General features: G+C 60.9%; 23 protein-coding genes, 1 tRNA gene and 1 riboswitch. Of the genes, 9 read left to right on the forward strand and 15 right to left on the reverse strand.

Features of this window, described 5'->3' with window-relative positions:
* Nucleotides 1–41 precede the first annotated feature (41 nt).
* Entirely contained in the window at nucleotides 42–518 is a 477-nt protein-coding gene (locus PZN02_RS03445; protein WP_280660225.1) for an SRPBCC family protein, read from the reverse strand.
* Between the two features lie 283 nt (nucleotides 519–801).
* Between PZN02_RS03445 and PZN02_RS03450 the strand changes: the two genes are divergently transcribed.
* From PZN02_RS03450 to PZN02_RS03470, 5 genes are all read left to right on the forward strand, one after another.
* A complete protein-coding gene (locus PZN02_RS03450; protein WP_280660226.1) occupies nucleotides 802–1,317 on the forward strand; it encodes a winged helix-turn-helix transcriptional regulator in 516 nt (171 codons plus the stop codon).
* 220 nt (nucleotides 1,318–1,537) lie between these two features.
* Nucleotides 1,538–2,197, forward strand: coding sequence for a S24 family peptidase (locus PZN02_RS03455; protein WP_280660227.1), 660 nt, complete (start codon nucleotides 1,538–1,540; stop codon nucleotides 2,195–2,197).
* 13 nt (nucleotides 2,198–2,210) lie between these two features.
* Nucleotides 2,211–3,020, forward strand: a complete 810-nt coding sequence (locus tag PZN02_RS03460; RefSeq protein WP_280660228.1) for a thermonuclease family protein — start codon at nucleotides 2,211–2,213, stop codon at nucleotides 3,018–3,020.
* A gap of 48 nt (nucleotides 3,021–3,068) precedes the next feature.
* The gene (locus tag PZN02_RS03465; protein WP_280660229.1) at nucleotides 3,069–3,479 is read left to right on the forward strand and encodes a tellurite resistance TerB family protein; all 411 of its coding nucleotides are present in this window, start codon (nucleotides 3,069–3,071) and stop codon (nucleotides 3,477–3,479) included.
* A gap of 191 nt (nucleotides 3,480–3,670) precedes the next feature.
* Nucleotides 3,671–4,483 carry a sterol desaturase family protein gene (locus PZN02_RS03470; protein WP_280660230.1) on the forward strand — a complete coding sequence of 271 codons (813 nt, stop codon included), beginning with the start codon at nucleotides 3,671–3,673 and terminating at the stop codon, nucleotides 4,481–4,483.
* A gap of 19 nt (nucleotides 4,484–4,502) precedes the next feature.
* On the opposite strand, the gene PZN02_RS03475 is transcribed toward PZN02_RS03470, so the two are convergent.
* From PZN02_RS03475 to PZN02_RS03485, 3 genes are all read right to left on the reverse strand, one after another.
* Entirely contained in the window at nucleotides 4,503–5,354 is an 852-nt protein-coding gene (locus PZN02_RS03475; RefSeq protein WP_280660231.1) for a transporter substrate-binding domain-containing protein, read from the reverse strand.
* A 157-nt stretch (nucleotides 5,355–5,511) separates the two neighbouring features.
* A tRNA-Gly gene (locus PZN02_RS03480) sits at nucleotides 5,512–5,586 on the reverse strand.
* A 151-nt stretch (nucleotides 5,587–5,737) separates the two neighbouring features.
* On the reverse strand, nucleotides 5,738–6,835 hold the full coding sequence (locus PZN02_RS03485) for a 2'-deoxycytidine 5'-triphosphate deaminase (RefSeq protein WP_280660232.1): 1,098 nt from the start codon (nucleotides 6,833–6,835) through the stop codon (nucleotides 5,738–5,740).
* A 74-nt stretch (nucleotides 6,836–6,909) separates the two neighbouring features.
* A riboswitch (SAM riboswitch) is annotated at nucleotides 6,910–6,988 on the forward strand.
* A 44-nt stretch (nucleotides 6,989–7,032) separates the two neighbouring features.
* Here PZN02_RS03485 and PZN02_RS03490 point away from each other — a divergent pair.
* Nucleotides 7,033–8,217 (forward strand): O-succinylhomoserine sulfhydrylase, encoded by a 1,185-nt coding sequence (locus tag PZN02_RS03490; protein ID WP_280660233.1) that lies wholly within the window; start codon nucleotides 7,033–7,035, stop codon nucleotides 8,215–8,217.
* Between the two features lie 53 nt (nucleotides 8,218–8,270).
* On the opposite strand, the gene PZN02_RS03495 is transcribed toward PZN02_RS03490, so the two are convergent.
* The gene (locus PZN02_RS03495; protein WP_280660234.1) at nucleotides 8,271–8,885 is read right to left on the reverse strand and encodes a CDP-alcohol phosphatidyltransferase family protein; all 615 of its coding nucleotides are present in this window, start codon (nucleotides 8,883–8,885) and stop codon (nucleotides 8,271–8,273) included.
* 110 nt (nucleotides 8,886–8,995) lie between these two features.
* Here PZN02_RS03495 and apaG point away from each other — a divergent pair, with 110 nt between their 5' ends.
* Nucleotides 8,996–9,388: a Co2+/Mg2+ efflux protein ApaG gene (gene apaG, locus PZN02_RS03500; protein WP_153438655.1), complete on the forward strand. Its 393-nt coding sequence runs from the start codon at nucleotides 8,996–8,998 to the stop codon at nucleotides 9,386–9,388.
* Between the two features lie 36 nt (nucleotides 9,389–9,424).
* Here the strand turns inward: apaG and PZN02_RS03505 are convergent, their stop codons facing one another.
* The 3 genes from PZN02_RS03505 to PZN02_RS03515 all read right to left on the reverse strand — a co-directional run bounded on the left by PZN02_RS03505 (nucleotide 9,425) and on the right by PZN02_RS03515 (nucleotide 13,026).
* A complete protein-coding gene (locus tag PZN02_RS03505; RefSeq protein ID WP_280660235.1) occupies nucleotides 9,425–10,420 on the reverse strand; it encodes an Hsp33 family molecular chaperone in 996 nt (331 codons plus the stop codon).
* 455 nt (nucleotides 10,421–10,875) lie between these two features.
* The gene (gene argF, locus PZN02_RS03510; protein ID WP_280660236.1) at nucleotides 10,876–11,793 is read right to left on the reverse strand and encodes an ornithine carbamoyltransferase; all 918 of its coding nucleotides are present in this window, start codon (nucleotides 11,791–11,793) and stop codon (nucleotides 10,876–10,878) included.
* Nucleotides 11,794–11,826: 33 nt separating this feature from the next.
* Nucleotides 11,827–13,026: an aspartate aminotransferase family protein gene (locus tag PZN02_RS03515; RefSeq protein WP_280660237.1), complete on the reverse strand. Its 1,200-nt coding sequence runs from the start codon at nucleotides 13,024–13,026 to the stop codon at nucleotides 11,827–11,829.
* Between the two features lie 416 nt (nucleotides 13,027–13,442).
* Here PZN02_RS03515 and PZN02_RS03520 point away from each other — a divergent pair, with 416 nt between their 5' ends.
* Entirely contained in the window at nucleotides 13,443–13,961 is a 519-nt protein-coding gene (locus tag PZN02_RS03520) for a GcrA family cell cycle regulator (protein WP_280660238.1), read from the forward strand.
* Nucleotides 13,962–14,035: 74 nt separating this feature from the next.
* Here the strand turns inward: PZN02_RS03520 and phoB are convergent, their stop codons facing one another.
* From phoB to phoR, 7 genes are all read right to left on the reverse strand, one after another.
* Nucleotides 14,036–14,719, reverse strand: coding sequence for a phosphate regulon transcriptional regulator PhoB (gene phoB / locus PZN02_RS03525; protein WP_034797168.1), 684 nt, complete (start codon nucleotides 14,717–14,719; stop codon nucleotides 14,036–14,038).
* A 121-nt stretch (nucleotides 14,720–14,840) separates the two neighbouring features.
* The gene (gene phoU, locus PZN02_RS03530) at nucleotides 14,841–15,554 is read right to left on the reverse strand and encodes a phosphate signaling complex protein PhoU (protein WP_280660239.1); all 714 of its coding nucleotides are present in this window, start codon (nucleotides 15,552–15,554) and stop codon (nucleotides 14,841–14,843) included.
* A 67-nt stretch (nucleotides 15,555–15,621) separates the two neighbouring features.
* On the reverse strand, nucleotides 15,622–16,437 hold the full coding sequence (gene pstB / locus PZN02_RS03535) for a phosphate ABC transporter ATP-binding protein PstB (protein WP_280660240.1): 816 nt from the start codon (nucleotides 16,435–16,437) through the stop codon (nucleotides 15,622–15,624).
* Between the two features lie 12 nt (nucleotides 16,438–16,449).
* Nucleotides 16,450–17,733 (reverse strand): phosphate ABC transporter permease PstA, encoded by a 1,284-nt coding sequence (gene pstA / locus PZN02_RS03540; RefSeq protein ID WP_405052262.1) that lies wholly within the window; start codon nucleotides 17,731–17,733, stop codon nucleotides 16,450–16,452.
* Between the two features lie 14 nt (nucleotides 17,734–17,747).
* Nucleotides 17,748–19,118 (reverse strand): phosphate ABC transporter permease subunit PstC, encoded by a 1,371-nt coding sequence (gene pstC, locus PZN02_RS03545; RefSeq protein WP_280660242.1) that lies wholly within the window; start codon nucleotides 19,116–19,118, stop codon nucleotides 17,748–17,750.
* A 64-nt stretch (nucleotides 19,119–19,182) separates the two neighbouring features.
* The gene (locus tag PZN02_RS03550; RefSeq protein ID WP_280660243.1) at nucleotides 19,183–20,220 is read right to left on the reverse strand and encodes a substrate-binding domain-containing protein; all 1,038 of its coding nucleotides are present in this window, start codon (nucleotides 20,218–20,220) and stop codon (nucleotides 19,183–19,185) included.
* A gap of 194 nt (nucleotides 20,221–20,414) precedes the next feature.
* A complete protein-coding gene (phoR, locus tag PZN02_RS03555) occupies nucleotides 20,415–21,674 on the reverse strand; it encodes a phosphate regulon sensor histidine kinase PhoR (RefSeq protein WP_280660244.1) in 1,260 nt (419 codons plus the stop codon).
* Between the two features lie 139 nt (nucleotides 21,675–21,813).
* Here phoR and ppk2 point away from each other — a divergent pair, with 139 nt between their 5' ends.
* The gene (gene ppk2 / locus PZN02_RS03560; RefSeq protein WP_280660245.1) at nucleotides 21,814–22,716 is read left to right on the forward strand and encodes a polyphosphate kinase 2; all 903 of its coding nucleotides are present in this window, start codon (nucleotides 21,814–21,816) and stop codon (nucleotides 22,714–22,716) included.
* Nucleotides 22,717–22,783 lie beyond the last annotated feature (67 nt).

The following is a 22,783-nucleotide window of genomic DNA, read 5'->3' on the forward strand; positions in this document are numbered from 1 at the left end:
AGCGGCTAGAACTTGTGACGCGCTTAATCGCCAGCCGCTCCTCAGGCCGCGGCGTCGGCCTTCTCGCCGAGTTCGGCGGCAAGAAATCCGATCAACTGCTCCCAGCCTTCCCGGCGATATTCGACCTTGTCCAGTCCGTCGAGAAAGGCCGCCTGTTCGGTGAAAATGACGCGGGTGCCGTTGCCTTCGGGCAGCAGGTCGACGGTGGCGATGGAGGCGGAAATCCGCCGATCATCCTTCGCCATGGTGTAGGCCGAGACAATCCGCCTGTTTTCGACGATGTCGAGATAGACGGTCTCGTTGAAATAGAACGTTTTGCCGTCCTTGCTGAAACGGCCGCTTTCGCGCCCGCCGACGCGGAAGTCGTGTCGGTATTCCGCGACCGGCCAATTGTCTGCCTTGACGAACCACCGGTCGTGCGTTTCAGGATCGGCAAAGGCGTGAAAAACCTTCTCAGGCGATGCCTTGAAGACACGTTCTATGGTGAAGCTTGCATGCTCTGCAGATGGACTTGTCATGGCCTTCTCCTCTTCGGCGGCATACCCGGCGCTCCTCCACCGGGAAGATCCTTTGGGAACTGGCGTCTTCGCTAGCAATCCCGCGAATGCGTCGCTGGGCGAAACTGCTCTAGAATTAAAAGCAGTTGCACTTTAACCGCACTGGTGCAATAATGCAAGCAGTTAGTCTGATGTGGAAAGGTGCAGGCGGTTCTGCAGCATCCCGCATCTCAGCTTGCCAGAATCGTTCACGTTCATGATCTTGGGTTCAGTCGCAAAATCATCGTGATCTACAGGGACCAGCATGACAGACGACCATCGCTCCGGTTGCCCGATCAATCTCTCGCTCGAAGTCTTTGGTGACAAATGGAGTCTGCTGATCATCCGAGACATGATTTTCGGCGGCAAACGGCATTTCCGCGAACTCCTGCGGTCGCAGGAGGGCATCTCCTCCAACATTCTCGCCGATCGGCTGAAGACACTGGTGGAAATGGGCATGCTGACGAAGAGCGATGACCCCAGCCACAAGCAGAAGGCGATCTACAGCCTCACCGAGATGGCGATCGCATTGGTGCCGATCATGGCGCATCTCGGGGCCTGGGGCCGTCGCTATCTGCCGGTCACCGAAGAGCTGAGCATCCGTGCGCAGCTGATGGAGGAAGGCGGCCCGGAACTCTGGGAACGGTTCATGGATGAACTCAGGGTCGAACATCTTGGTGCCGCGCCTGCGGCTCCGGACAGGCCCACAGTGCGACAGACGCTGCAGGCGGCCTATGAGCAGGTCATGGCAAGGAAGGCAGAGGAGCGCGAACTCGCCTGACCGCAGCTCTGCATGTTTCCTTAAATCGTAGCCGATTGAGGATAAAAACATGCAGCAAAGCAAAGTCCTACAGCGTCCTTTGCGCGTCTGATAGGACGCGCGGCGCTGTAGCCGACAAAGGACTATTTTCCTTCGCATTCTTTACGGCCATTGCCTGCTTCGTTAATCTGAGGCGAGAGGCAGAAGGAATGGCGTCCCTCGCCCTTCCGGAGTGGATTGAATGCTTTCACACGACAGCATCTGGCGCGCCATTGATGCGCTGGCCGAGCGCCATCGGCTGTCGCCGTCCGGCCTGGCGCGCCGCGCTGGCCTCGATCCCACATCCTTCAACAAATCGAAGCGCCAATCCGCCGACGGTCGCGACCGCTGGCCCTCGACGGAATCGATCTCGAAGATCCTGGAGGCGACCGGTTCATCCCTCGACCAGTTCATGGCCCTCATGCGCCCCGCGGCGCAAATGAGCGTGCCGGCGGACAAGCGGCAGCAATCGGCGGACATCCCGCTCATTGGCTTCGCCCAGGCCGGCGCCGGCGGCTTCTTCGATGACGGCGGCTTCCCCGCCGGTCAAGGCTGGGATGTGGTCGACTTTCCTGCAGCACTTGAGCGCCGCTCTGGCATCTATGCCTTGGAGATCCAGGGCGACAGCATGCTGCCGCTCTATCGCGACGGCGATATTCTGATTGTCGATCCGACCGCGCAAGCGCGGCGCGGCGACCGCGTCGTCGTCAAGACCCGCGAGGGCGAGGTGATGGCGAAAGTATTGTCCAGGCAAACGCCACGCGGCATCGAGCTCCTGTCGCTCAACCCGGATCACCCAAACCGCAATTTCGAAATGTCAGACGTGGAGTGGATCGCCCGGATCATCTGGGCCAGCCAGTAGGATATCTTTCCTGATGCGGCAAGAGTCGTTCACAATCGCTGGCGGGCTTTTCGCCCTCCTGCTTTACGCCGGCATCCTTTGGGGCGGTGTCGTCGCGATCCGCGGTCACGAAGGTGCCGGACCGGACTTCCCCCTCGAAACGCCGGATGCGGCGACGGTCGAGGTCCCGGATCCGCCGGCAGAAGCGCCCGCCGCCCCACCGCCACCAGCAGAACCCGAGCAGAAGGCGGATACTGGAAAGGTCGGCCGACTGCCTGCACGGACAATCGAACCGCAGCTTTTCGCCTTGCCGCAGGACGGAATCGCGCAGCCGCTCGAGCGCATTGCACCGCGGCGGCCGCTCTCGGAACCGAAAGAAAAGCCGGCAGAACCCACGATTGTCTACCAGCGTCCGGTCGCGCTTGCTGCCGGATTGATCCGCTCGGGCGACACGACCGTCCAGCTCAAGGATATCGAACCGGAAAATGCCGAAAAAACCTGCCATGGCAACGGCCGCAGTTGGCCCTGCGGCATGGTCGCGCGCACCGCCTTTCGCAACTTCCTGAGGGCGCGCGCGCTCATCTGCGATCGGCCCGAAGAAAATTCCGAGGGAACCGTCACGACGACCTGCAAGGTCGGAAACGAAAACCCGGCGGAATGGCTGGTCAGCAACGGTTGGGCGACACCGCTGCCTGGCAGTTCGCTTGAAGCCAAGGCGGAAGCCGCCCGAAGCGCAAAGCTTGGCTTCTACGGCGACGACCCGCGCGATTTGAGCCGCGCGCCGCTCGTCATCGAAGAACCACCTGTGGCGACAATACCGGACGACACGGCACCGGACTTGTAACCTCCACCCGAAATTCCTAACTGCCCTCCGTCAAAGGAGCCCGGGACCATGCCAACAAGCCTCAGCCAGCACGAAGCCTTCATCTATGTCATGGTGATGATGTCCGCTGTCGACCGACACATGGCCGACGACGAATTTGCCGGCATCGGCAGGCTCGTCCGGTTTCTCCCCGCCTTCGACGGTTTCGACGAGCACAGGCTGATCGATATTGGCCGCGAGTGTTCGGCCCAGCTTGCCGCACCGGAGGGCCTCGACGTCGTGCTCGAAATGATCCGTGAAGCCTTGCCGCAACGGTTCTATGATACGGCCTATGCGCTCGCCGTGGAGCTTGCAGCCGCCGATCAGCGTATTCGCAACGAGGAAATCCGGCTCTTGCAATTGCTGCGCGACCGGCTGGGCCTCGACAAACTGACCTGCGCCGCCATCGAACGCGGCGCGATCGCGCGCTTCCGGAAGTAGTCCTCTTAAGCTGAACCGCCAAGGACGCGGGCGGAAGGCCGCCGTCGTTCCGTGCGACTATTATATGTATCCTTAAATCGCAGCCGATTTGAGGATAAAACATGCAGCAATTCAAAGTGCTGCAGCGTCCTTTACGCGTCTAATCAGACGCACGGCGCTGTAGAGCAGGCTTATCGACGAGGTCTTGACGGATGCTGTTTTACGGTGTTGCAGAACCGCTCTGGCGCCTCATCGCCTTTGGCACTGCTTTCGCGCTGCTTGCAGTGCTCGAACTCTCTCATCCGCGTCTGGAACGACCGGAACTCATGAAAGCGTTGAAGGCCCGCCGTTGGGCGACGAACCTTTCGATTCTCCTTCTGTCCTCGCTGTTGCTGCGCATCGTCTTTCCGGCCGCCGCCACGGGCGTTGCGCTCTGGGCCGATATGCGCGGATACGGGGCGCTGCCCGCACTTGGCGTCCCGCCGCTGCTTTCCGGCCTCATCGCCTTTCTCGTGCTGGACTTTGCCGTGTGGCTGGAGCACGTCGTCCTCCACAAGCTGCCGATCCTCTGGCGCATCCATCGCGTTCACCATGCCGATCCTGGCGTCGACCTGACGACCGCGCTCCGCTTCCATCCCTTGGAAATTCTTCTATCGATGGTGTGGAAGGCGGCAATCATTGTCGCGCTCGGCGCTCCGGCTTTCTCCGTGCTGCTCTTCGAAATCGTTCTCAACGCCGGGGCCATGTTCAATCACGCCAATCTGCGGCTGCCGCCCAAGGTCGAGAGCAGGCTGCGGCGTTTCATCGTCACGCCGGACATGCATCGTATCCACCACTCCGTCGAGAGGATCGAGACGGATTCGAACTACGGCTTCAACCTTTCCATCTGGGATCGGCTGTTCTCAACCTATGTCGCACAGCCGGCAAGCGGCGACGATGCGATCGTAACGGGCCTCAAGGCTTATGGGCGCGACGCTCCGACCAAGCTCGTCTGGTCGTTGATGCTGCCTTTCCGGCGTGGCTAGGGTTTCGGCTCCGCGTCCGTCAATAGATACCGTTCGGGAAATAGCGCAGATAGATCTCCTCGAGCCTGCCGCTGCGCGAGAGCGCCAGCAATGCGTGATCGATCGCCTGAGTCAACGCAGGCTCGGCCTTGCGGTTCATGATCGTCAAACCTTCGCCGAGAAAGCGTTGCGAGAAATAGGCGCCGTCAAGCAAGGCGCAGCATCCTCCGGCGACGCCCGCCGAAACCCAGAACGAGAGCTGCATGCCATCGGAGAAGACGGCTGCAACCGATCCCTGCCGCAACGCGGAGAGCATTGCATCCCGGTCTGGAAAGGCCTTGGGCTCGACCTTCGGAAAGAAGGCCTTGAGCATAGCCTCGTGCGTCGTGCCGGACACGACGCCGACGGGCTTGCCCTCAAGCGCGGCCGTGCTTGTCACGAGATCTTCGGCCTTAGTGTTGACCGCGAAACGCGCCGGCAACTGCATGAAGGCCCTGGAGAAGGCGAAACGCTGGCGCAGCTCCGGGCGAACCGCGATACCCGCGGCGACGGCCTCCCCCTGGCCTTGTTCGAGCGCCGGGATGAGTTCCGCGTAGGTCACCGCCTGAATCTGGCATTTGTCCTCGATCTCAAGCTCGCGGCAGATTTCGCGGGCGAGGTCGACATGGAAACCGGAAAGCTTGCCCGATTGGTCAATGAAATTGAACGGTGGGAAATCGACGGTCGTCAGAAAACGAAGCCGCGCAAGTCCGGTCAGGTCCGGTCGGGCGATACGTTCGCGGGCGTCAAAAAGGAGGGGCAGATCCCGCGGTTGCGCAAGCACCGGTTCGGCGATGAGGAAGGCGCAGAGCGCAAGGATTCCGCAAATTCGTAGACTCAGAGCACGCGTCATTATGATCCGACACTTGGAGCCGCGGCCTTAGAACACGCGGATTCGGTTTGGTTTTCCAAAGATTATCGAGATGTTGCCCGACTGGCTACAGGAAGCTCGACGAGACGAACAGCGCCACCCCGGAGTCCCCACCATATCGTGCAGACATGAGAAAAAGTGGAGCGGGTGATCGGGATCGAACCGACGACATCAAGCTTGGGAAGCTGGCGTTCTACCACTGAACTACACCCGCGTCAGAAGCGGAAATTTCCTCAACGGCCGCGATCTGTCAAGCACCTACAGCGTCGTGCGTTCTATTAGACGCACAAAAGGTCGCTGTAGCACTATGAATTGCTGCATGTTTTCCTGGGATCGGGTCCGATTTAAGGAAACATGCAGCAGGATCACTCTGCACGAAAATGCTTGGAAAGCTTAAGGCCTTGCGCCTGATAGTTCGAGCCAAGGTCGAGGCCGTAGAGACCGTCCGGCCGCTCCATCATGTGCTCGTAGATGAGGCGGCCGACGATCTGCCCGTGCTCCAGGATGAACGGCACTTCGTGGCTGCGGACCTCCAGCACCGCCCGGCTGCCGCTGCCGCCGGCCGACGCGTGCCCGAAACCCGGATCGAAGAAGCCGGCATAGTGAACGCGGAACTCGCCGACCAGAGGATCGAAGGGCGTCATTTCGGCGGCGTAGAGCGGTGGAACATGGACGGCCTCGCGCGAGACGAGGATATAGAACTCGTCCGGATCGAGGATCAGATCATCGCGGCCACGGCTGTAAAGCGGCTCCCAGAAGTCGAAGACCGGGTGCTCCGCCTTCTTGTCGACATCGACCACCGAGGTGTGGTGCTTGCCGCGGTAGCCGATCAGGCCGTCCGGGCCGGTGCCCTTCAAATCGATCGACAGCGCAATGCCGCCGCCGGTGACGTTGGGCCGCTCGCTTGCGACAAGCACATCGCTTTCGTGCAGCGCCAGCAACTCCTGTTCGGAGAGCACGGAATGCCCGATGCGGAAGCGGATTTGCGACAGGCGGGAGCCGCGCCTGACGACGATCGGAAACGTGCGCGGGCTGATTTCCAGATAGAGCGGGCCGCTGTAGCCGGCAGGGATCTTGTCGAATTCCTGCGCCCTGTCGGTGATGACGCGCGTGAAGATATCGAGGCGGCCGGTCGAGCTCTTCGGATTAGCCGAGGCCGACATGTTCTCCGGCAGGGCGAGGCTCTCCATCAGCGGGACGATATAGACGCAGCCGGTTTCCAACACCGCGCCGTCTGTGAGATCGATGACATGCAACTTCAGGCGGTCGAGTTTGTCGGCAACGAGATGGGCCGGACCGGGCATGAAGCTCGCCCGGACGCGAAACGCTTTGGCGCTGAGGCGCAGATCGAGGCTCGCCGGCTGGATCTGGTCCTCATCCAGCGGTCTCTCGCTTTTTAAGCGCCCCGAGGCAAACAGCGCGGCAATTGCGCGGTCGGCCAAAATCCCTGTCTCGCGAGACATACCGTTCCTCATTCCAGTTGCCAGACAAAACCAAACTCCGGGAATTGACGCAAGCACGCCCAGGCAGTATTGGAGCTTTATCCCGTGGTGATTTGGCCGGTCGGCTTGCAGCCACGTTAAACAAGTAGCTAAAAAGGCCGGGTGTCAAACCGGCCCGTTTTCGCGGCCGGTTTTTTTGTTGTGAAAGTGATTGTCGCATGAGCAAGACTTGGCGCCCGGCAACCCAACTCGTCCACGGTGGAACTCTCCGCTCTCAGTACGGCGAAACCTCCGAAGCGATCTTTCTGACACAGGGTTTCGTCTACGAAACGTCCGAAGCGGCGGAAGCCCGCTTCAAGGGCGAGACCGACGGCTTCATCTATGCGCGCTACGGCAGTCCGACCAACGACATGTTCGAAAAGCGCATGTGCATGCTCGAAGGGGCAGAAGACGCCCGCGCCACCGCGTCCGGCATGGCGGCCGTTGCCTCGGCGATCCTTTGCCAGGTGAAGGCCGGCGACCACATCGTCGCCGCCCGTGCACTTTTTGGTTCCTGCCGCTGGGTCGTGGAGACCCTCGCGCCCAAATACGGTGTCGAATGCACGCTCGTCGATGGTCGCGATCTCGCAAACTGGGAGAAGGCGGTTCGCCCGAACACCAAGGTCTTCTTCCTGGAGAGCCCCACCAACCCGACGCTCGAAGTGATCGACATCGCCGGCGTTGCGAAGCTCGCCGAGCAAATCGGCGCCAAGCTGGTCGTCGACAACGTGTTTGCAACCCCCCTCTTCCAGAAGCCGCTGGAACTCGGCGCCCATGTCGTCGTCTACTCCGCCACCAAGCACATTGACGGCCAGGGCCGCTGCCTCGGCGGCGTCGTGCTTTCCAGCAAGGAATGGATCGACGAAAACCTGCACGACTATTTCCGCCATACCGGCCCGGCCATGTCGCCGTTCAATGCCTGGACATTGCTCAAGGGCATCGAGACGCTTCCTCTGCGCGTGAAGCAGCAGACCGACAGCGCCCGCCGCATCGCCGACTTCCTGGCCGAGCAGCCGCAGGTCGACCGCGTCATCTATCCCGGCCGCAAGGACCATCCGCAGGCGGATATCATCGCGAAGCAGATGAGCGGCGGTTCGACGCTGGTGGCGTTCGAACTGAAGGGCGGCAAGGAGGCGGCCTTCGCGCTTCAGAACGCATTGGAAATCGTCCGGATCTCCAACAATCTCGGCGATTCCAAGAGCCTGATCACCCATCCGGCGACCACAACGCACAAGAACCTAACGGAGGAAGCGCGTGCCGAACTCGGCATTTCCGCCGGCACCGTGCGCTTCTCCGCCGGCATCGAGGACAGCGAGGATCTCATCGAGGATTTCGCCCGCGCGCTGAGAAACGTGAAGGCCTAACGACAGCGGGCCACTGTTTTGTTAATGCCGCTCGTGCATGCACGGGCGGTTTTTTATTGCGGATCGAGGAAGCTGAGGCGAGCAAGAACGATCCGCGATACGGCCGTGTAAAGGCAGACGACCGCAAACACCGCCGCGACAGGCGGGAACCACCCGGGAAACAGGCAGAAGGCCAGGAAAACAACGATCGTCTCGGTCGCTTCGGCGAGTCCTGTCGTGAAATAAAGCGACTTTGCGCCGCGCACGCTGGTCGTCATGGCGCGCTTCTCAGCGATTATGGCATAGGCGAGAAAGCTCGATCCGTTGACGTAAAAGGAGAAAAGCAGAAGCGCGCCGGCAAGACCGTTTGCGGCTGGATCCGCAATGATGAATCCGAGCGGGATTGCGCCATAGAAGGCAAAATCGAGGACGATATCGAGAAACCCGCCGAAATCCGTGCCGCGACTGGCGCGCGCCACGGCGCCGTCGAGGCCATCGCACAGGCGGCTGAACAGGATCATGACGGCGCCGGCGAGATAGAACCGGTATGCGATGAGGCCGGCGGCCGCCAGTCCGAGGCCGAGACCGAAGATCGTGATGGTGTCGGCCTTTACGCCGCGCTTGACCAGAGCGACGCCCAGCCGGTCAAGAAGCGGATCAAGCCGCCTGCGCACCGCACCGTCGAGCATGGATCTCGGCTCCGTCTAATTTGAATGGGACTCATGCAATCTTGCTGTTATTCTTGCCGAAACCATATTGCAGTAGAATACCCGAATAGATTTGGCATAGGGTGTTGCACATGTATCGTGCCCTGACTCGCGACATCGAGGTCACGGTTGAGCCGTACTATCTGGAAGAACAGTCCGATCCAGACGACAGCCGTTATGTCTGGGGCTATCGCATTGTGATATCGAACCATTCCGACATCACGGTTCGCCTGATGACCCGTTACTGGCACATTACCGACGAGAACGGCCAGGTGGACGAAGTGAGTGGCCCCGGCGTGATCGGCGAGCAGCCTTTGCTCAATCCCGGCGACACTTACGAATATTCCTCCGGTTGCCCGCTGGATACACCGTCGGGCGTTATGTTCGGCCACTACAGCATGGAGGCCGAGGACGGGGAGACCTTCAATGTGGCGATCCCCGCCTTCTCGCTTGATTCACCCGGGCTGGTCCGCACCCTGAACTGAGGGGTGCGGCGCCGCAGGAGTATCAGTCGAGGCGCCTCACTGGGAGCGCACCTCGCTGGCCTCGAAACGATAGGTGGTTGAGCAAAACTCGCACGTCACCTTGATCACGCCGTCCTCGATGCTGCTCTCTATATCCTCGCGGTCGAGCCCGGCCAATACCGCCCGGATCTTCTCGCGCGAACAGCTGCAGCGATCAAAGACCGCTTGCGGCTGATAGACGCGGACGCCGCGTTCGTGGAACAGCCGATAGAGCAGCCTTTCCGTCCCGACGGTCGGGTCGGTCAGTTCGTCGGTATCGATCGTTTCGACCATCACCTTGGCTTCCGACCACAGATCGTCCTCTTCGAAGAGGTAGAGAGCCTCCCCTTCGTCGCCATCGCCGCCCGGAAGGTCCGGCTGGCGCATGCGTTCAGCGGCGTCCGGCAGGAACTGGGCAACCATGCCGCCGGCGCGCCAGCGGTGCCGGGGCTTGCCGTCTTCGTCGCGATCGAGAAGCTCCGCGACACCAAGGCGCACCTTGGTCGGAATCTGCTCCGACTGGCGGAAATAGGCGCCAGCGATTTCCTCGAGCGTTGCACCGTCGAGTTCGACGATACCCTGGTAGCGCTGCATGTGAGCGCCCTGGTCGATTGTGAAGGCAAGAACCCCCTTGCCGAGGAGCTCATGGGGCTGTGTGCGCCCACCCTCTTCGGCGGCAGCCAGCGCCTCCTCGCTATAACGGGCATAGGCGCGGACCCGATCCGGCGTCGAAAAATCCGCGACGACAAGATCGACCGCACCATCGCCCTGCGTCTGAACGATCAGCTTGCCCTCGAACTTCAGCGACGTGCCGAGCAGTACCGTCAGCACCACTGTCTCAGCGACCAGACGAGCCACCGGCAGCGGATAATTATGCCGCTCCAAGATGGCATCGAGCATCGGTCCCAGCTGCACGGCACGCCCGCGCACATCGAGCCCCTCGACGTGGAAAGGCACGACATGGTCGTCACCGGCAAAATCGAACTCGCCAAGCCCCCGCACTGTTTCTGTCATGTCTTGCTCCTTGCATCGCGGGTGAAGCGGCATGGAGACATCGATATTCCCCGGCGCAGCCTGCCCGTCATTTCATTTGACCCTGTCGCGAACGAACTTGTCCAGAAGGTTATGCATTCCGTCAGGCGCGGCATGCGCCCGCAATGCACGATGACTGATGGGCGGCCACTGTCCGGTAGCAAAAATCGGAGCCGCCCGCATGCCGCCTAGATTGTGTCTCAGCTCGACAAATTCAATAGGCTTTTCATGCGCTGCCGGCCCCGGGGTCCTCGCCGAGGTCTCGCCCGTATCTACAACGGCGGTCCGCCCTACAGCATGTTTCCCTAACTCGTAGCCGATTTAAGGACAAAACCGTGCAGTAATTCAAAGTACCACAGCGTCTTTGCGCGTCTGATAAGACGCGCAAAGCTGTTGTGTCAACGCGGAACGCCGCCGAAAGGTCTGTGCCGCTGTCGTTAGACGACGCCCATGCACCAGGCAAGGATCGATTTCTGCGCGTGCAGCCGGTTTTCCGCCTCATCGAAGACGACCGATTGCGGGCCGTCGATGACCTCATCCGTGACCTCTTCGCCCCGGTGCGCCGGCAGGCAGTGCATGAACAATGCGTCCGGGGCGGCATGCTTCATCAAGGCCTCGTTGACCTGATACGGCTGGAAAACATTGTGGCCGCGGGCGCGGTGCTCCTGGTTCATCGATACCCAGGTGTCGGTGACGACGCAATCGGCGCCGGCGACGGCCTGCTCGGCCTCATGGCAAAGCAGGATATCGCCGCCATTGTTGCGCGCCCAGTTGAGGAATTTGTCCTGTGGTTCGGACCCGAGCGGCACCGCCATGTTCATGCGATATCCGAAACGCGCGGAGCCTTCGATCAGCGAATGAAGGACGTTGTTGCCATCGCCCGTCCAGGCGATCGTCTTGCCCTTGACTGATCCGCGATGCTCCTCGAACGTCATGATGTCGGCCATGATCTGACAGGGGTGCGTGTCGTCGGTCAGACCATTGATGACCGGCACCGTAGCGTGTTCGGCGAGCTCCATCAGCCGCCGGTGGTCGGTCGTGCGGATCATGATCGCGTCCACATAGCGCGAAAGGACTTTGGCGGTATCGCCGATCGTCTCGGCGCGGCCGAGCTGCATTTCAGTTCCGGAAAGGAACAGGGTTTCGCCACCGAGCTGACGCATGCCGACGTCAAAGGAGACGCGCGTGCGGGTGGAAGGCTTCTCGAAAATCATCGCGAGCATCTTGCCGGCAAGCGGGCGTTCGGCAGTGCCGTCCTTCGTCGCGGTCTTGCGAACGCGGGCGTCGTCAATGATCGTCCTCAGGTCGGCAGTCGCCATCGCCGAGATGTCGAGAAAATGTCTGGTACCTGTCATTGTTCAGAATTCCTGTCGTGAAAGTCGGGCCGTTCAGGCCGCCGCGTCGCCGCTGTTGCTCTTGACCGCCTCGGCGGCGCGCTCAAGCCTCGCAAGCCCTTCTCGGGCCTCGGCGGCGGTAGTGATCAACGGCGGCAGCAGACGCAGCACGTTTTCGCCGGCGGGAACTGCGAGCAGCTTCTCGGCGCGGATTGCTTTCAACAGGTCAGCGGAGGGCACCTTCGCCTTGATGCCGAGCATCAGCCCGTCGCCGCGGATTTCCTCGATCACATTCGGGAAACGATCCTTGAGCGACGCGAGCCCCTGCCGGAAGACAAGAGCGACGTCGCGCACCTGCTCCAGGAATCCGTCGGCGAGAACAACGTCGAGGACCGCGTTTCCGACCGCCATGGCCAGTGGATTGCCGCCATAGGTCGAGCCATGCGTGCCCGTGACCATGCCGGCTGCCGCTTCTTCGGTCGCAAGGCAAGCGCCCAGCGGAAAGCCGCCGCCGATGCCCTTGGCGACCGCCATGATATCCGGCCGGATGCCGGACCATTCATAGGCGAAGAGCTTGCCGGTACGGCCAATGCCGCACTGAACCTCGTCGAGGATCAACAGCAAGCCGAATTCGTCGCAAAGCGCCCGCAACTCCTGCAGAAACTCCTTGCTGGCCGAGCGAATACCGCCCTCCCCCTGGATCGGCTCGATCAGGATCGCCGCCGTCTCATCGTTGATCGCATCCTTGACCGCCGCAATGTCGCCGAAAGGAACTTGGTAAAAACCCGGTGCCTTTGGTCCGAACCCTTCGATGTACTTCTGCTGGCCACCGGCCGCGATCGTCGCGATCGTGCGGCCATGGAAAGCGCCTTCGAAGGTAATGATATGGAATTTTTCCGGATTCCCCCTGGCGAAATGATAGCGGCGCGCTGTCTTGATGGCGCATTCAAGCGCTTCCGCGCCTGAATTCGTAAAGAACACGCGATCCGCGAAGGTCACGGCCGTCAGCCGGCGCGCCAGGCTTTCCTGTCCCGGAATCTCATAGAGGTTGGAAAGATGCCAGACCTTGTCCGCCTGCGCCTTCAGCGCCTCGACGAGGTGCGGATGGGCATGGCCAAGCGAGTTCACGGCAACCCCGGCGGCAAAATCGAGATAGCGCGAGCCGTCCTCGGCAATGAGCCAGACGCCCTCGCCTCGCTCGAAACGCAACGGCGCACGCATATAGGTGTCGTAGAGCGGCGTTGTTGCGGCCATGGCGAACTTCTCCTTCCGTCCTGGTGGCATCGATATCGGGCGATCGTGTCCGATAAAAATCAAAAATGCCGCCTTTCGGCGGCGCAGGCACTATTCCCATTTCGCACTGCAATGTCAACAAAACCAAGGCTTGCAGCGAGCTCGGGCGCACGGATTCCGACGTGCGAAAAAACATCCGGCGGGGGCTTGCAAAAATGCAACGGCCAGCCAGCAAGTTGGGGAAAACCCCAAAATCGATTCGGCGCGAATCCCGCGACTCTTGCCACGGAGTCACCCTGCCAGTAGGTTAATATTCAATTACTAGACGCATGCGGCGGACCTAGTCACCAAAAGAGTTATCGCGTTGCAGCTCCGGAGTTTTTCCGGAGCTTGGTGATGGATTCTGCCATCCAACGCCGAGAACGGAGAGTGCAGAAATGAACTGGACTGACGAGCGGGTGGAGAAACTGAAGAAGCTGTGGTCCGAAGGCCTGAGCGCCAGCCAGATCGCGGCACAATTGGGTGGTGTCAGCCGTAACGCCGTCATCGGCAAGGTTCACCGGCTGAGCCTGCCGGGGCGGGCCAAGGCCGGCGGCACGACCAATGCCGCCCGCCCGAAGCGCACAACCTCTGCGCCCCGCGCGCCGAATTATGCCTCGCGCGTCACAACCCGCACCGTCACCCGCACCGCTGGCGCCACCGTGCTCAAGGAAGAGATCGAAGTCGATCTCGTCGCGGAGCAGAACCTCGAACTCGCACCGAACGTCGTCGTTCCGATGTCGCGCCGCCTCGGCCTGACGGAGCTGACGGAACGCACCTGCAAGTGGCCGATCGGCGACCCCTTGAAGGAAGAATTCCATTTCTGCGGCAACGAGTCGCCGGAAGCTTCGCCCTATTGCAGCTATCACACGCGGCTCGCCTATCAGCCTTCCGGCGAGCGCCGGCGCATGCGCTGATCCGCTTGCATGAACGCTACGGAAAAAGGGGCGGTGCCGCCCCTTTTTTTGATGCCTATGAAACGCAGACTCTATCAGCTTTCAAGCGAATAGCCGGCGCCGCGCACGGTGCGTATGACATCGGGCATGTTCGAGAAGTTCAGCGCCTTGCGCAGACGGCCGACATGCACATCCACGGTGCGCTCGTCGACGTAGATGTCATGTCCCCACACGCCGTCGAGAAGCTGTGAACGGGAGAAGACGCGCCCTGGCGAGGACATAAGGAACTCCAGGAGCCGGAACTCCGTCGGTCCGAGCCGGACTTCGCGGCTGCGCCTGTGGACACGGTGCGTCTCGCGATCGAGCTCGATGTCGCCGCAGCGCAACAGCGTCGAAAGCACCTCGGGCTTGGCACGCCTGAGCATTGCCTTCACCCTCGCCATCAGTTCCGGTGTCGAGAACGGCTTGACGACATAGTCGTCGGCGCCGGTGGCGAGGCCACGAACCCGCTCGCTTTCCTCGCCGCGCGCGGTCAGCATGATGATCGGCAGGCGCTCCGTTTCCGGCCTCTGCCGTAGCCGGCGGCAAAGTTCGATGCCGGACACTCCGGGCAGCATCCAGTCGAGGATCAGGAGATCCGGCAACCGCTCCTGAAGGCGAATCTCGGCCTCGTCTCCACGCAATATCGTATCGACGTCGAAACCTTCGGCCTCGAGATTGTAGCGCAGGAGGACGCTCAGCGCCTCCTCGTCCTCGACAACAGCTATCTTCGGCAACATTCGGTCATGCTCCTTCCCACGCGCGGACGCCATCATGCAACCGCGACACAGTATGGGCCGCGACAATCACGGCCGGGATAAGATCAACGCATGCGCAAAGGCATGCGGACGTCGGGCGGGACTAGTCCGTCACCGACCCTAGGGTCGACGTCGTGTCGTCCTTCGGCCGTTCGCCTTGCGGCTGAGCACCCGTCGCCATGTAATAGATCGTTTCGGCGATGTTGGTCGCATGGTCGCCGATACGCTCGATGTTCTTGGCGCAGAAGAGAAGATGCGTGCACGGCGTGATGTTGCGCGGATCTTCCATCATATAGGTCAGCAGTTCGCGGAAAAGCGACGTGTAGATCGCGTCGATCTCTTCATCGCGCTCGCGGATGCTGTTCGCCTTTTCCGGCGAACGGGAGGCATAGACGTCGAGCACTTCCTTGAGCTGAACCAAGGCCAACTCCGCCAGATGCTCCAAGCCGCGCGCAAGCTTGCGCGGAATGCCGGATCCGGCGACCGCGATCACGCGTTTGGCGGTATTCTTGCCGAGGTCGCCGACGCGCTCCAAATCGGCGGCGATCCGGATCGACCCCATGATCTCGCGGAGATCCGACGCCATTGGCTGACGCTTGGCGATGGTGACGATCGCCTTCTCGCCGATCTGACGCTCGGCGTCGTCGAGGATCGCGTCGTCGGAAATCACCTTCTGCGCCAGGGCCAGATCCGAGTTCACCAGCGCCCGGACAGAGTCCGCAACCATCTGCTCGGCAAGCCCGCCCATCTCGGAGATCCGGCGCGCGAGATATTTCAACTCCTCGTCGAAGGCTGAGGTTATATGTGCATGAGTCATTTTCGTTTCCTCAAGGCGCGCGCTGTTCTGCATGGACCTTCATCAATCGTAAGGGTTGGAAACCGCTTTAGCCGAACCGACCCATAATGTAGTCCTGCGTGCGCTGATCATCCGGATTGGTGAACATCTTGTCGGTGTCGTTCTCCTCGACGAGATTGCCGAGGTGGAACATGGCGGTGCGTTGCGAAACGCGCGCGGCCTGCTGCATCGAATGGGTCACGATGACGATCGTGAAATTCGCGCGCAGCTCGTGAATGAGCTCCTCGACCTTCGCGGTGGCGATCGGATCGAGCGCCGAGCAGGGCTCGTCCATCAGGATCACTTCGGGGCTGACCGCAACGGCACGCGCGATGCAGAGGCGCTGCTGCTGACCGCCGGAGAGGCCGGTGCCCGGCTCTAGCAGCCGATCCTTGACTTCGTTCCACAAGCCAGCCTTCACCAGGCTGTTCTCGACGATCTGATCCAGGTCGGACTTGTTACGCGACAGACCATGGATGCGCGGGCCGTAGGCGATGTTCTCGTAGATCGATTTCGGGAACGGGTTCGGCTTCTGGAACACCATGCCGACGCGAGCCCTGAGTTCGACCACGTCCACGCTCGGATCGTAGATGTCCGACTGGTCGAGCGTGATCTTGCCGGTTACGCGGCAGCCTTCGATGGTGTCGTTCATGCGGTTGAGCGTGCGCAGGAAAGTCGACTTGCCGCAGCCCGAGGGACCGATCAGCGCCGTCACGGTATTCTTGCGAACATTCAGGTTCACGTCGAAGAGAGCGCGCTTCTCGCCGTAGTAGACGGATACGTCCTTTCCGACCATCTTGAAGTTTGCATCGCTCATCTTCTGATCCAGCGCCTTTTCAACTGCTGCTTCGGACATAATATTCATCTCTGTTTCTCCCTACCAGCGGCGCTCGAAGCGCTGCCTGAGAAATATCGCGATCCCGTTCATCAGCACGAGGAATGCCAGAAGAACCAGGATTGCAGCGGAGGTTCGGGACACGAAGCCGCGTTCGGGGCTATCGGCCCAGATGTAGATCTGTGTCGGTAGTGCGGTAGATGCAGCGAAGACGCCCTCGGGCGGGCTGGTGATGAAGGCGTTCATGCCGATCAGCAGCAGCGGCGCGGTTTCGCCGAGCGCTCTTGCCAGCGAGATGATGCTGCCGGTCATGACGGTCGGCATCGCAAGCGGCAGGATGTGGTGGAAGATCGCCTCGTGCTTCGACGCCCCCACGCCGAGCGCGGCCTCGCGGATCGAGGACGGTACCGACTTCAGTGATACGCGGGTCACGATGATAAGCGTCGGCAGCGTCATCAACGCGAGAACGAAGCCACCGACGAGCGGAGCGGAGCGGGGCAAGCCTAGCCATCCGAGGAAAACCGCAAGGCCGAGCAGACCGAACACCACGGAGGGCACGGCGGCCAGGTTGTTGATGTTCACCTCAATGAGGTCGGTGAACCTGTTCTTCGGCGCGAACTCTTCGAGATAGATCGCAGCGGCGATCCCGATCGGGAAGCTGATCACGAAGCACACCAGCAGCGACCAGAACGAGCCAGAGATCGCACCCGCCAGACCCGCAAGCTCCGGGAAGCGGCTGTCGGCATTGAAGAATAGACCCCAGTTGAACGGCTTCGAGATCACGCCATTGGCGACCAACTGATCGTACATGCCAATCTGCTTGTCATTGATGCGGCGTTGGTTCTCCGGGATGTCGCGGCTGATCGCGCCCTTGGCCAACTGATCGACGGGATCGGCCATCGGAATGGTGAAGCTGCTCTTGCCGGTCAACCGGCCGGGGTCGTCAACGACGGCATCGCGTACGAGGAATGGTGCCGACGAGGTGAACATTTCGAAGAACTTGCGTTCATCGCTTCTGCGCATCTCAGGCACCTGTGCCCGCAATGCGCCACGGACGATGCCGCGCCAGTCGGCCTCGCCAATGTTCGCCGGATCCACTTTTGCCGTCGACAGATCGATTTCGATGGTCGCGACGGTCTGCGTGAAGGCCGTGTAGCCCGTGAAGGTAAGCGAGCCGACGAGAATTGCGAGGAAGCCCAGCGCGAACGTAATTGCGATGATGCCATAGATCTGCAGCCGTCGGTCGGAGGCGTACCTGGCCCTCCGTCGGGCTTTCATCTCGTCGGAGTGCCAGTCCACGCCGGCCGCTGAGACGGTGTCGGTCAGTGCTGCGCTGGACATCAATATTTCTCCCGGTACTTCCGCACGGTGCGCAGAGCGATGAGGTTCAGGATGAGCGTCACGATGAAGAGGATCAGACCCAGCGCGAACGCCGCCAGTGTCTTCGGATTGTCGAATTCGGAGTCGCCGATGAGAAGCGTGACGATCTGCACGGTCACTGTCGTAACCGCGTCGAACGGGTTCACCGTCATCTTCGCGATCAGGCCCGCGGCCATCACGACGATCATCGTTTCCCCGACGGCGCGGCTGAGCGCCAGCAATACGCCGCCGACGATGCCGGGCAATGCCGCCGGAAGCAGAACCTTCCGGATGGTTTCACCCTTCGTGGCGCCGAGGGCAAAAGAACCCTCGCGCATCGCCGTCGGCACGGCCGCGAGAGCATCGTCGGAAAGCGAGGAGATGAACGGGATGATCATGACGCCCATCACAGCCCCGGCCGCCAGAGCGCTGTTCGGAGAGGATTCGATCCCGAGGCTGATGCCGAGGCTGCGCACGGCAGGCGCCACAGTGAGAACGGCGAAGAAGCCGTACACGACGGTTGGAACGCCTGCCAGGATTTCGAGCAGCGGCTTGATCACCGCGCGGAAACGCTTGTCGGCATATTCCGTCAGATAGATCGCCGAAAGGATTCCGGTCGGAACGGCGACGATCATCGAGATGAGCGAGATCACGAAGGTGCCGAAGAGAACCGGAATGACGCCGAATGCGCCCTGCCCCGCCACCTGGTCCGCGCGGATGGCGATCTGCGGCTCCCAGCGCAACCCGAACAGGAACTCGGTGATCGGCACCTTCGCAAAGAACTGGAGCGCCTCGAAGACAAGCGAGGCGATGATGCCGAGGGTCGTCACGATCGCGACAAGCGACGAGAACATCATGAAATAGGTGACGGAACGCTCGACGCTATGGCGTGCCCGGAAGCGGTTGCCGATGACCTTGTAGCCGAGGAAGGCACCGATCGCCATCAGGGCTGCGATGACAGCGACCATCGCAACGGCCGAAATCTGCTGAAGCGACTTCAGATGCGTAACGGCAGCCTGGATTTCGGGAGTCGGTTCCTTGAAGATATTCCCTGCCGCGACCTGGCGGACCTCGCTCATAATAAGAGAACGAGTGGTCGCGTCGAGGCTTTCCGAGCCAGGAAAACTGGCGACAACCAGTTGATTGATGACGCTGTTCTGCCCGGCCAGCCACAGCAAAAGGAAGATGAAGGCAGGCACACCGGTCCAGATGGCGGCATTCAGACCGTGGTAGATCGGTCGCGAATGTGTTTTTTCAGAAGCTCCGTTTTGCGTCGCGCGTGCGCGCGCAGAGCCGACAAAGTGCATAACAAGCGCCGCAAGCGCCAAAATGGCTAACAAATATCCGGACATCGTGGCCCCCAGATCAAAAGGTGGGGCTGCCTACCACAGGCGGCAGCCAGCCCCAATGCCTGAGTTACGATCCGAGCTTCTTGGCTTCGGAAACAGCCTTCTGGACTTCGCCGCGCTTGGCGTCGTCGAGCGGCGTCAGGCCGCGCTCTGCCAGGTAGCCATCCGGTCCGAGAGCCGCGTCGGAGACGAACTCTTCCAGGAACTCCTTCATGCCCGGAATGACGTCGCGGTGAGCGTTCTTGATGTAGACAAAGAGCGGGCGAGCGACCGGGTAGGAACCATCAGCGATCGTGTCGAAGTTAACTTCAACATTGTTGACCTTGATGGCCTTCAGCTTGTCGGAGTTTTCGTAGAGGAACGAGTAGCCGAAGATGCCGACCGAGTTCGGGTCGGATTCAAGGCGCTGCACGATCAGGTTGTCGTTTTCGCCGGCTTCGACGAACGGACCGTCCTGGCGCATACGCGAGCAGACTTCGGTCCACTTCTTTTCATCGGCCTTCTTCAGGTCGGCCATGCCCGGCAGGCCCTTGCAGCCGTCATGCATGACGAGTTCGACGAAGGCGTCACGCGTGCCGGAGGTCGGCGGCGGGCCGAAGGCAACGATGTTGGTGTCCGGAAGCGAAGCGTCGATGTCCGACCACTTCTTGTTCGGGTTGGCGACGAAGCCACCCTTGCCGTCCGGAAGCTCGGCTGCAAGAGCCTTGAAGATCTGTTCTTCGGTGAGATTCCAGTCGGTTTCGTTGGCGCGCGAAACAGCGATCGAGAGGCCGTCATAGCCGATCATCGCTTCGGTGATGTCGTTTACGCCGTTGTCGGCGCAGAGCTTCACTTCGGATTCCTTGATGGCGCGCGACGCGCCGGTGACGTCAGCGAAATCTTCGCCTACGCCGCCGCAGAAGGCCTTGAAGCCGCCGCCGGTACCGGTGGACTCGACGACCGGCGCTGTCTTGCCGGACTTGTTGGCGAACTCTTCGGCCACAGCCTGCGAATAGGGGAACACAGTCGAGGAACCGACGAGCTTGATCTGGTCGCGAGCCGTTGCGGCGCCCGCGAACGCGGCGGAGGCGACCAGCGCCGCTACAGTGAGTTTAAGAGCTTTCATAGATGTTCTCCCGGAATGGGCTTGTGTTGGTGCGCTTGAGTTCCAGCGCTCTCTTCGCCGTATGATCGGCCGCCCCTAGTTAGCCGCCGATGGCCACACCTTTTATGTCAATTCGATGAAACATTTATGACAGTCTATATCATTGAAGAATCTGCGTGATTCCGAATTCCGCGATCAGGCGACGACGTTTTGTGTCAGAAGCGGACTGTGAAGATCGTACCCTTGCCGACCTCCGAATGGACAAGGAGACGGGCGCGGTGGCGCGTAAGGATATGCTTGACGATGGCAAGCCCGAGACCGGTGCCTTTCTTGGAACGGCTCGCTTCGACGTTAACCCGATAGAAACGTTCGGTAATTCTCGGTACATGCTCGGCCGGGATGCCCGGGCCGTGATCTGTGACCGTCACCTCGGCCTGCTCGCCCTCGCCGCCTGCGAGACACACTTCGACCTTCTTGCCCTCCTGGCCGTATTTGCAGGCGTTCTCGATCAGGTTCTCGAAAACCTCGATCAACTCATCGCGATCTCCCCGGACGAAGACCGGTGCATCCGGAACGTCGAGCGAAATCTCCACGTCGAGCTCAGTCGCGAGCGGCAGCAGGCTGTCGCGCACGTGCCCGAGCAGTGGCGCCAGATCGACCATGTCTTCCGGAGCAAGATGCGATTTCAGTTCGAGCCTGGAGAGCGACAGGAGATCGTCCACCAGGCGACTCATGCGGGTGACCTGCTCGTGCATAATGACGAAAAATCTCTCCTGCGCCTTCGGATCGTTGCGCGCCGGCCCCTGCAGCGTCTCTATGAAGCCGCGAAGAGAGGCGAGCGGCGTACGCAGTTCGTGGCTGGCATTGGCGACGAAATCCGAGCGCATCCGGTCGATCCGGCGCGCCTGTGAGATGTCGCGATAGGTCAGCAGGAAGATACGCCGGCTCGAAGCATCGGCTTCAATCTCGGCAGGCGCAACCCTCACGACATAGACGGCATCCGACGGCAGTCTCTCGGTATGTTCGATCTGATTGATCTTGCCGGTGGCGATTGTCTCGCGAACCATATCGAGGATGCCCGGGGACCGGACACGCGCGGAAAGATCGCTGTTCGGGGGAATCGTGCCGAAGGCCTTTTCGGCGGCAATGTTCTGAAACAGCACTGTCTCGTCCGCGGCGACGACAAGCACGGGCATATCGAGCGCGTTCAACGCCGGAACCAGCGGATCCCCTCCCTTGTCGGCGGCAACGGCGCTAACCGGCGCCGGCGGCACGGACGGCGCGCTGCGCTTGAGCAGCGCTGCGGCAAGCACGATCCAGAACGGCAGCACGGCAAGGATATGAATACCGGCGAGCGTGGCGAGGACGGCGATAAGGACCGAAAGGCCGAGAACCCACCGTTCCGCCTTCAACTTCGGCAGCAGCGTTCGCCAGAACACCTTTGCATCGTCCCACACAACATCCTCATGACTCAATTGCGGTCCCCCTGATCACGATGGCGCGAAGGCAGAGAGATAGCGCTGCTTCATGACATGATTTTCACGACATGCTTGAATCCGCAACGCAATTATGGCCTCCTTCGAAGAAATCGAGCGCCAGCGGGAGGCAATGCAGATGGCAGCAGGAACAGCGGCAGCCGAGGCCAAGCCGGAGAGCCGGGCGGTCGAATTGCGGATTGGCGGCAAGTCCCGCGTCTTCGATATAGACAACCCGGAATTGCCGAAGTGGATCGATGACGAGGCCTTCCCTTCCGATGACTATCCCTACAAGAAGAAGCTCGAAGAGGACGAGTACGAGGAAACGCTGACGAAACTGCAGATCGAACTCGTCAAGGTCCAGTTCTGGATGCAGGCGACCGGCAAGCGGGTGATGGCGCTTTTCGAGGGACGCGACGCGGCCGGCAAGGGCGGCGCCATCCACGCGACGATGGCCTATATGAACCCTCGTTCCGCCCGGATCGTCGCCCTCACCAAACCGACGGAGACCGAACGCGGGCAATGGTATTTCCAGCGCTACGTGGCGACTTTCCCGACGGCGGGGGAATTCGTGCTCTTCGATCGCTCCTGGTACAACCGCGCCGGTGTGGAACCGGTCATGGGTTTCTGCACACCAGAGCAGTACGAGCATTTTCTCAAGCAGGCTCCCCGCTTCGAGAAAATGATCGCCCACGAGGGCATCCAGCTCTTCAAATTCTGGCTGAATATCGGCCGGGAGATGCAATTGAAGCGATTCCATGATCGCCGGCATGATCCCTTGAAGATCTGGAAGCTGTCGCCGATGGACATCGCGGCATTAAACAAGTGGGACGATTACACCGAGAAGCGCGATCGGATGCTGAAGGAGACACACAGCGACCACGCCCCTTGGACGGTCATCCGCGGCAACGACAAGCGCCGTGCCCGAATCAATCTGATCCGCCACATGCTCAAGAATCTGGACTATGACGGCAAGGACAAGGCGGCCATCGGCGAGGTCGATGACAAGATCGTCGGCTCCGGACCGGGCTTTCTGAAATGATCTGAAGATTGGAACGCGCGTTCAAGCGAACGCACGAACGGTGCCGCACGTCATGTCAGACGCCTAT

The organism is Sinorhizobium garamanticum (genome assembly GCF_029892065.1).
Classification (GTDB): Bacteria; Pseudomonadota; Alphaproteobacteria; order Rhizobiales; family Rhizobiaceae; genus Sinorhizobium; species Sinorhizobium garamanticum.

Excerpts from the sequence above, each read along its gene's own strand:
- PZN02_RS03445 (WP_280660225.1), bottom strand. The coding sequence starts at position 518 with ATGACAAGTCCATCTGCAGAGCATGCAAGCTTCACCATAGAACGTGTC.
- PZN02_RS03450 (WP_280660226.1), top strand. The coding sequence starts at position 802 with ATGACAGACGACCATCGCTCCGGTTGCCCGATCAATCTCTCGCTCGAA.
- PZN02_RS03455 (WP_280660227.1), top strand. The coding sequence starts at position 1,538 with ATGCTTTCACACGACAGCATCTGGCGCGCCATTGATGCGCTGGCCGAG.
- PZN02_RS03460 (WP_280660228.1), top strand. The coding sequence starts at position 2,211 with ATGCGGCAAGAGTCGTTCACAATCGCTGGCGGGCTTTTCGCCCTCCTG.
- PZN02_RS03465 (WP_280660229.1), top strand. The coding sequence starts at position 3,069 with ATGCCAACAAGCCTCAGCCAGCACGAAGCCTTCATCTATGTCATGGTG.
- PZN02_RS03470 (WP_280660230.1), top strand. The coding sequence starts at position 3,671 with ATGCTGTTTTACGGTGTTGCAGAACCGCTCTGGCGCCTCATCGCCTTT.
- PZN02_RS03475 (WP_280660231.1), bottom strand. The coding sequence starts at position 5,354 with ATGACGCGTGCTCTGAGTCTACGAATTTGCGGAATCCTTGCGCTCTGC.
- PZN02_RS03485 (WP_280660232.1), bottom strand. The coding sequence starts at position 6,835 with ATGTCTCGCGAGACAGGGATTTTGGCCGACCGCGCAATTGCCGCGCTG.
- PZN02_RS03490 (WP_280660233.1), top strand. The coding sequence starts at position 7,033 with ATGAGCAAGACTTGGCGCCCGGCAACCCAACTCGTCCACGGTGGAACT.
- PZN02_RS03495 (WP_280660234.1), bottom strand. The coding sequence starts at position 8,885 with ATGCTCGACGGTGCGGTGCGCAGGCGGCTTGATCCGCTTCTTGACCGG.
- apaG (WP_153438655.1), top strand. The coding sequence starts at position 8,996 with ATGTATCGTGCCCTGACTCGCGACATCGAGGTCACGGTTGAGCCGTAC.
- PZN02_RS03505 (WP_280660235.1), bottom strand. The coding sequence starts at position 10,420 with ATGACAGAAACAGTGCGGGGGCTTGGCGAGTTCGATTTTGCCGGTGAC.
- argF (WP_280660236.1), bottom strand. The coding sequence starts at position 11,793 with ATGACAGGTACCAGACATTTTCTCGACATCTCGGCGATGGCGACTGCC.
- PZN02_RS03515 (WP_280660237.1), bottom strand. The coding sequence starts at position 13,026 with ATGGCCGCAACAACGCCGCTCTACGACACCTATATGCGTGCGCCGTTG.
- PZN02_RS03520 (WP_280660238.1), top strand. The coding sequence starts at position 13,443 with ATGAACTGGACTGACGAGCGGGTGGAGAAACTGAAGAAGCTGTGGTCC.
- phoB (WP_034797168.1), bottom strand. The coding sequence starts at position 14,719 with ATGTTGCCGAAGATAGCTGTTGTCGAGGACGAGGAGGCGCTGAGCGTC.
- phoU (WP_280660239.1), bottom strand. The coding sequence starts at position 15,554 with ATGACTCATGCACATATAACCTCAGCCTTCGACGAGGAGTTGAAATAT.
- pstB (WP_280660240.1), bottom strand. The coding sequence starts at position 16,437 with ATGAATATTATGTCCGAAGCAGCAGTTGAAAAGGCGCTGGATCAGAAG.
- pstC (WP_280660242.1), bottom strand. The coding sequence starts at position 19,118 with ATGTCCGGATATTTGTTAGCCATTTTGGCGCTTGCGGCGCTTGTTATG.
- PZN02_RS03550 (WP_280660243.1), bottom strand. The coding sequence starts at position 20,220 with ATGAAAGCTCTTAAACTCACTGTAGCGGCGCTGGTCGCCTCCGCCGCG.
- ppk2 (WP_280660245.1), top strand. The coding sequence starts at position 21,814 with ATGGCAGCAGGAACAGCGGCAGCCGAGGCCAAGCCGGAGAGCCGGGCG.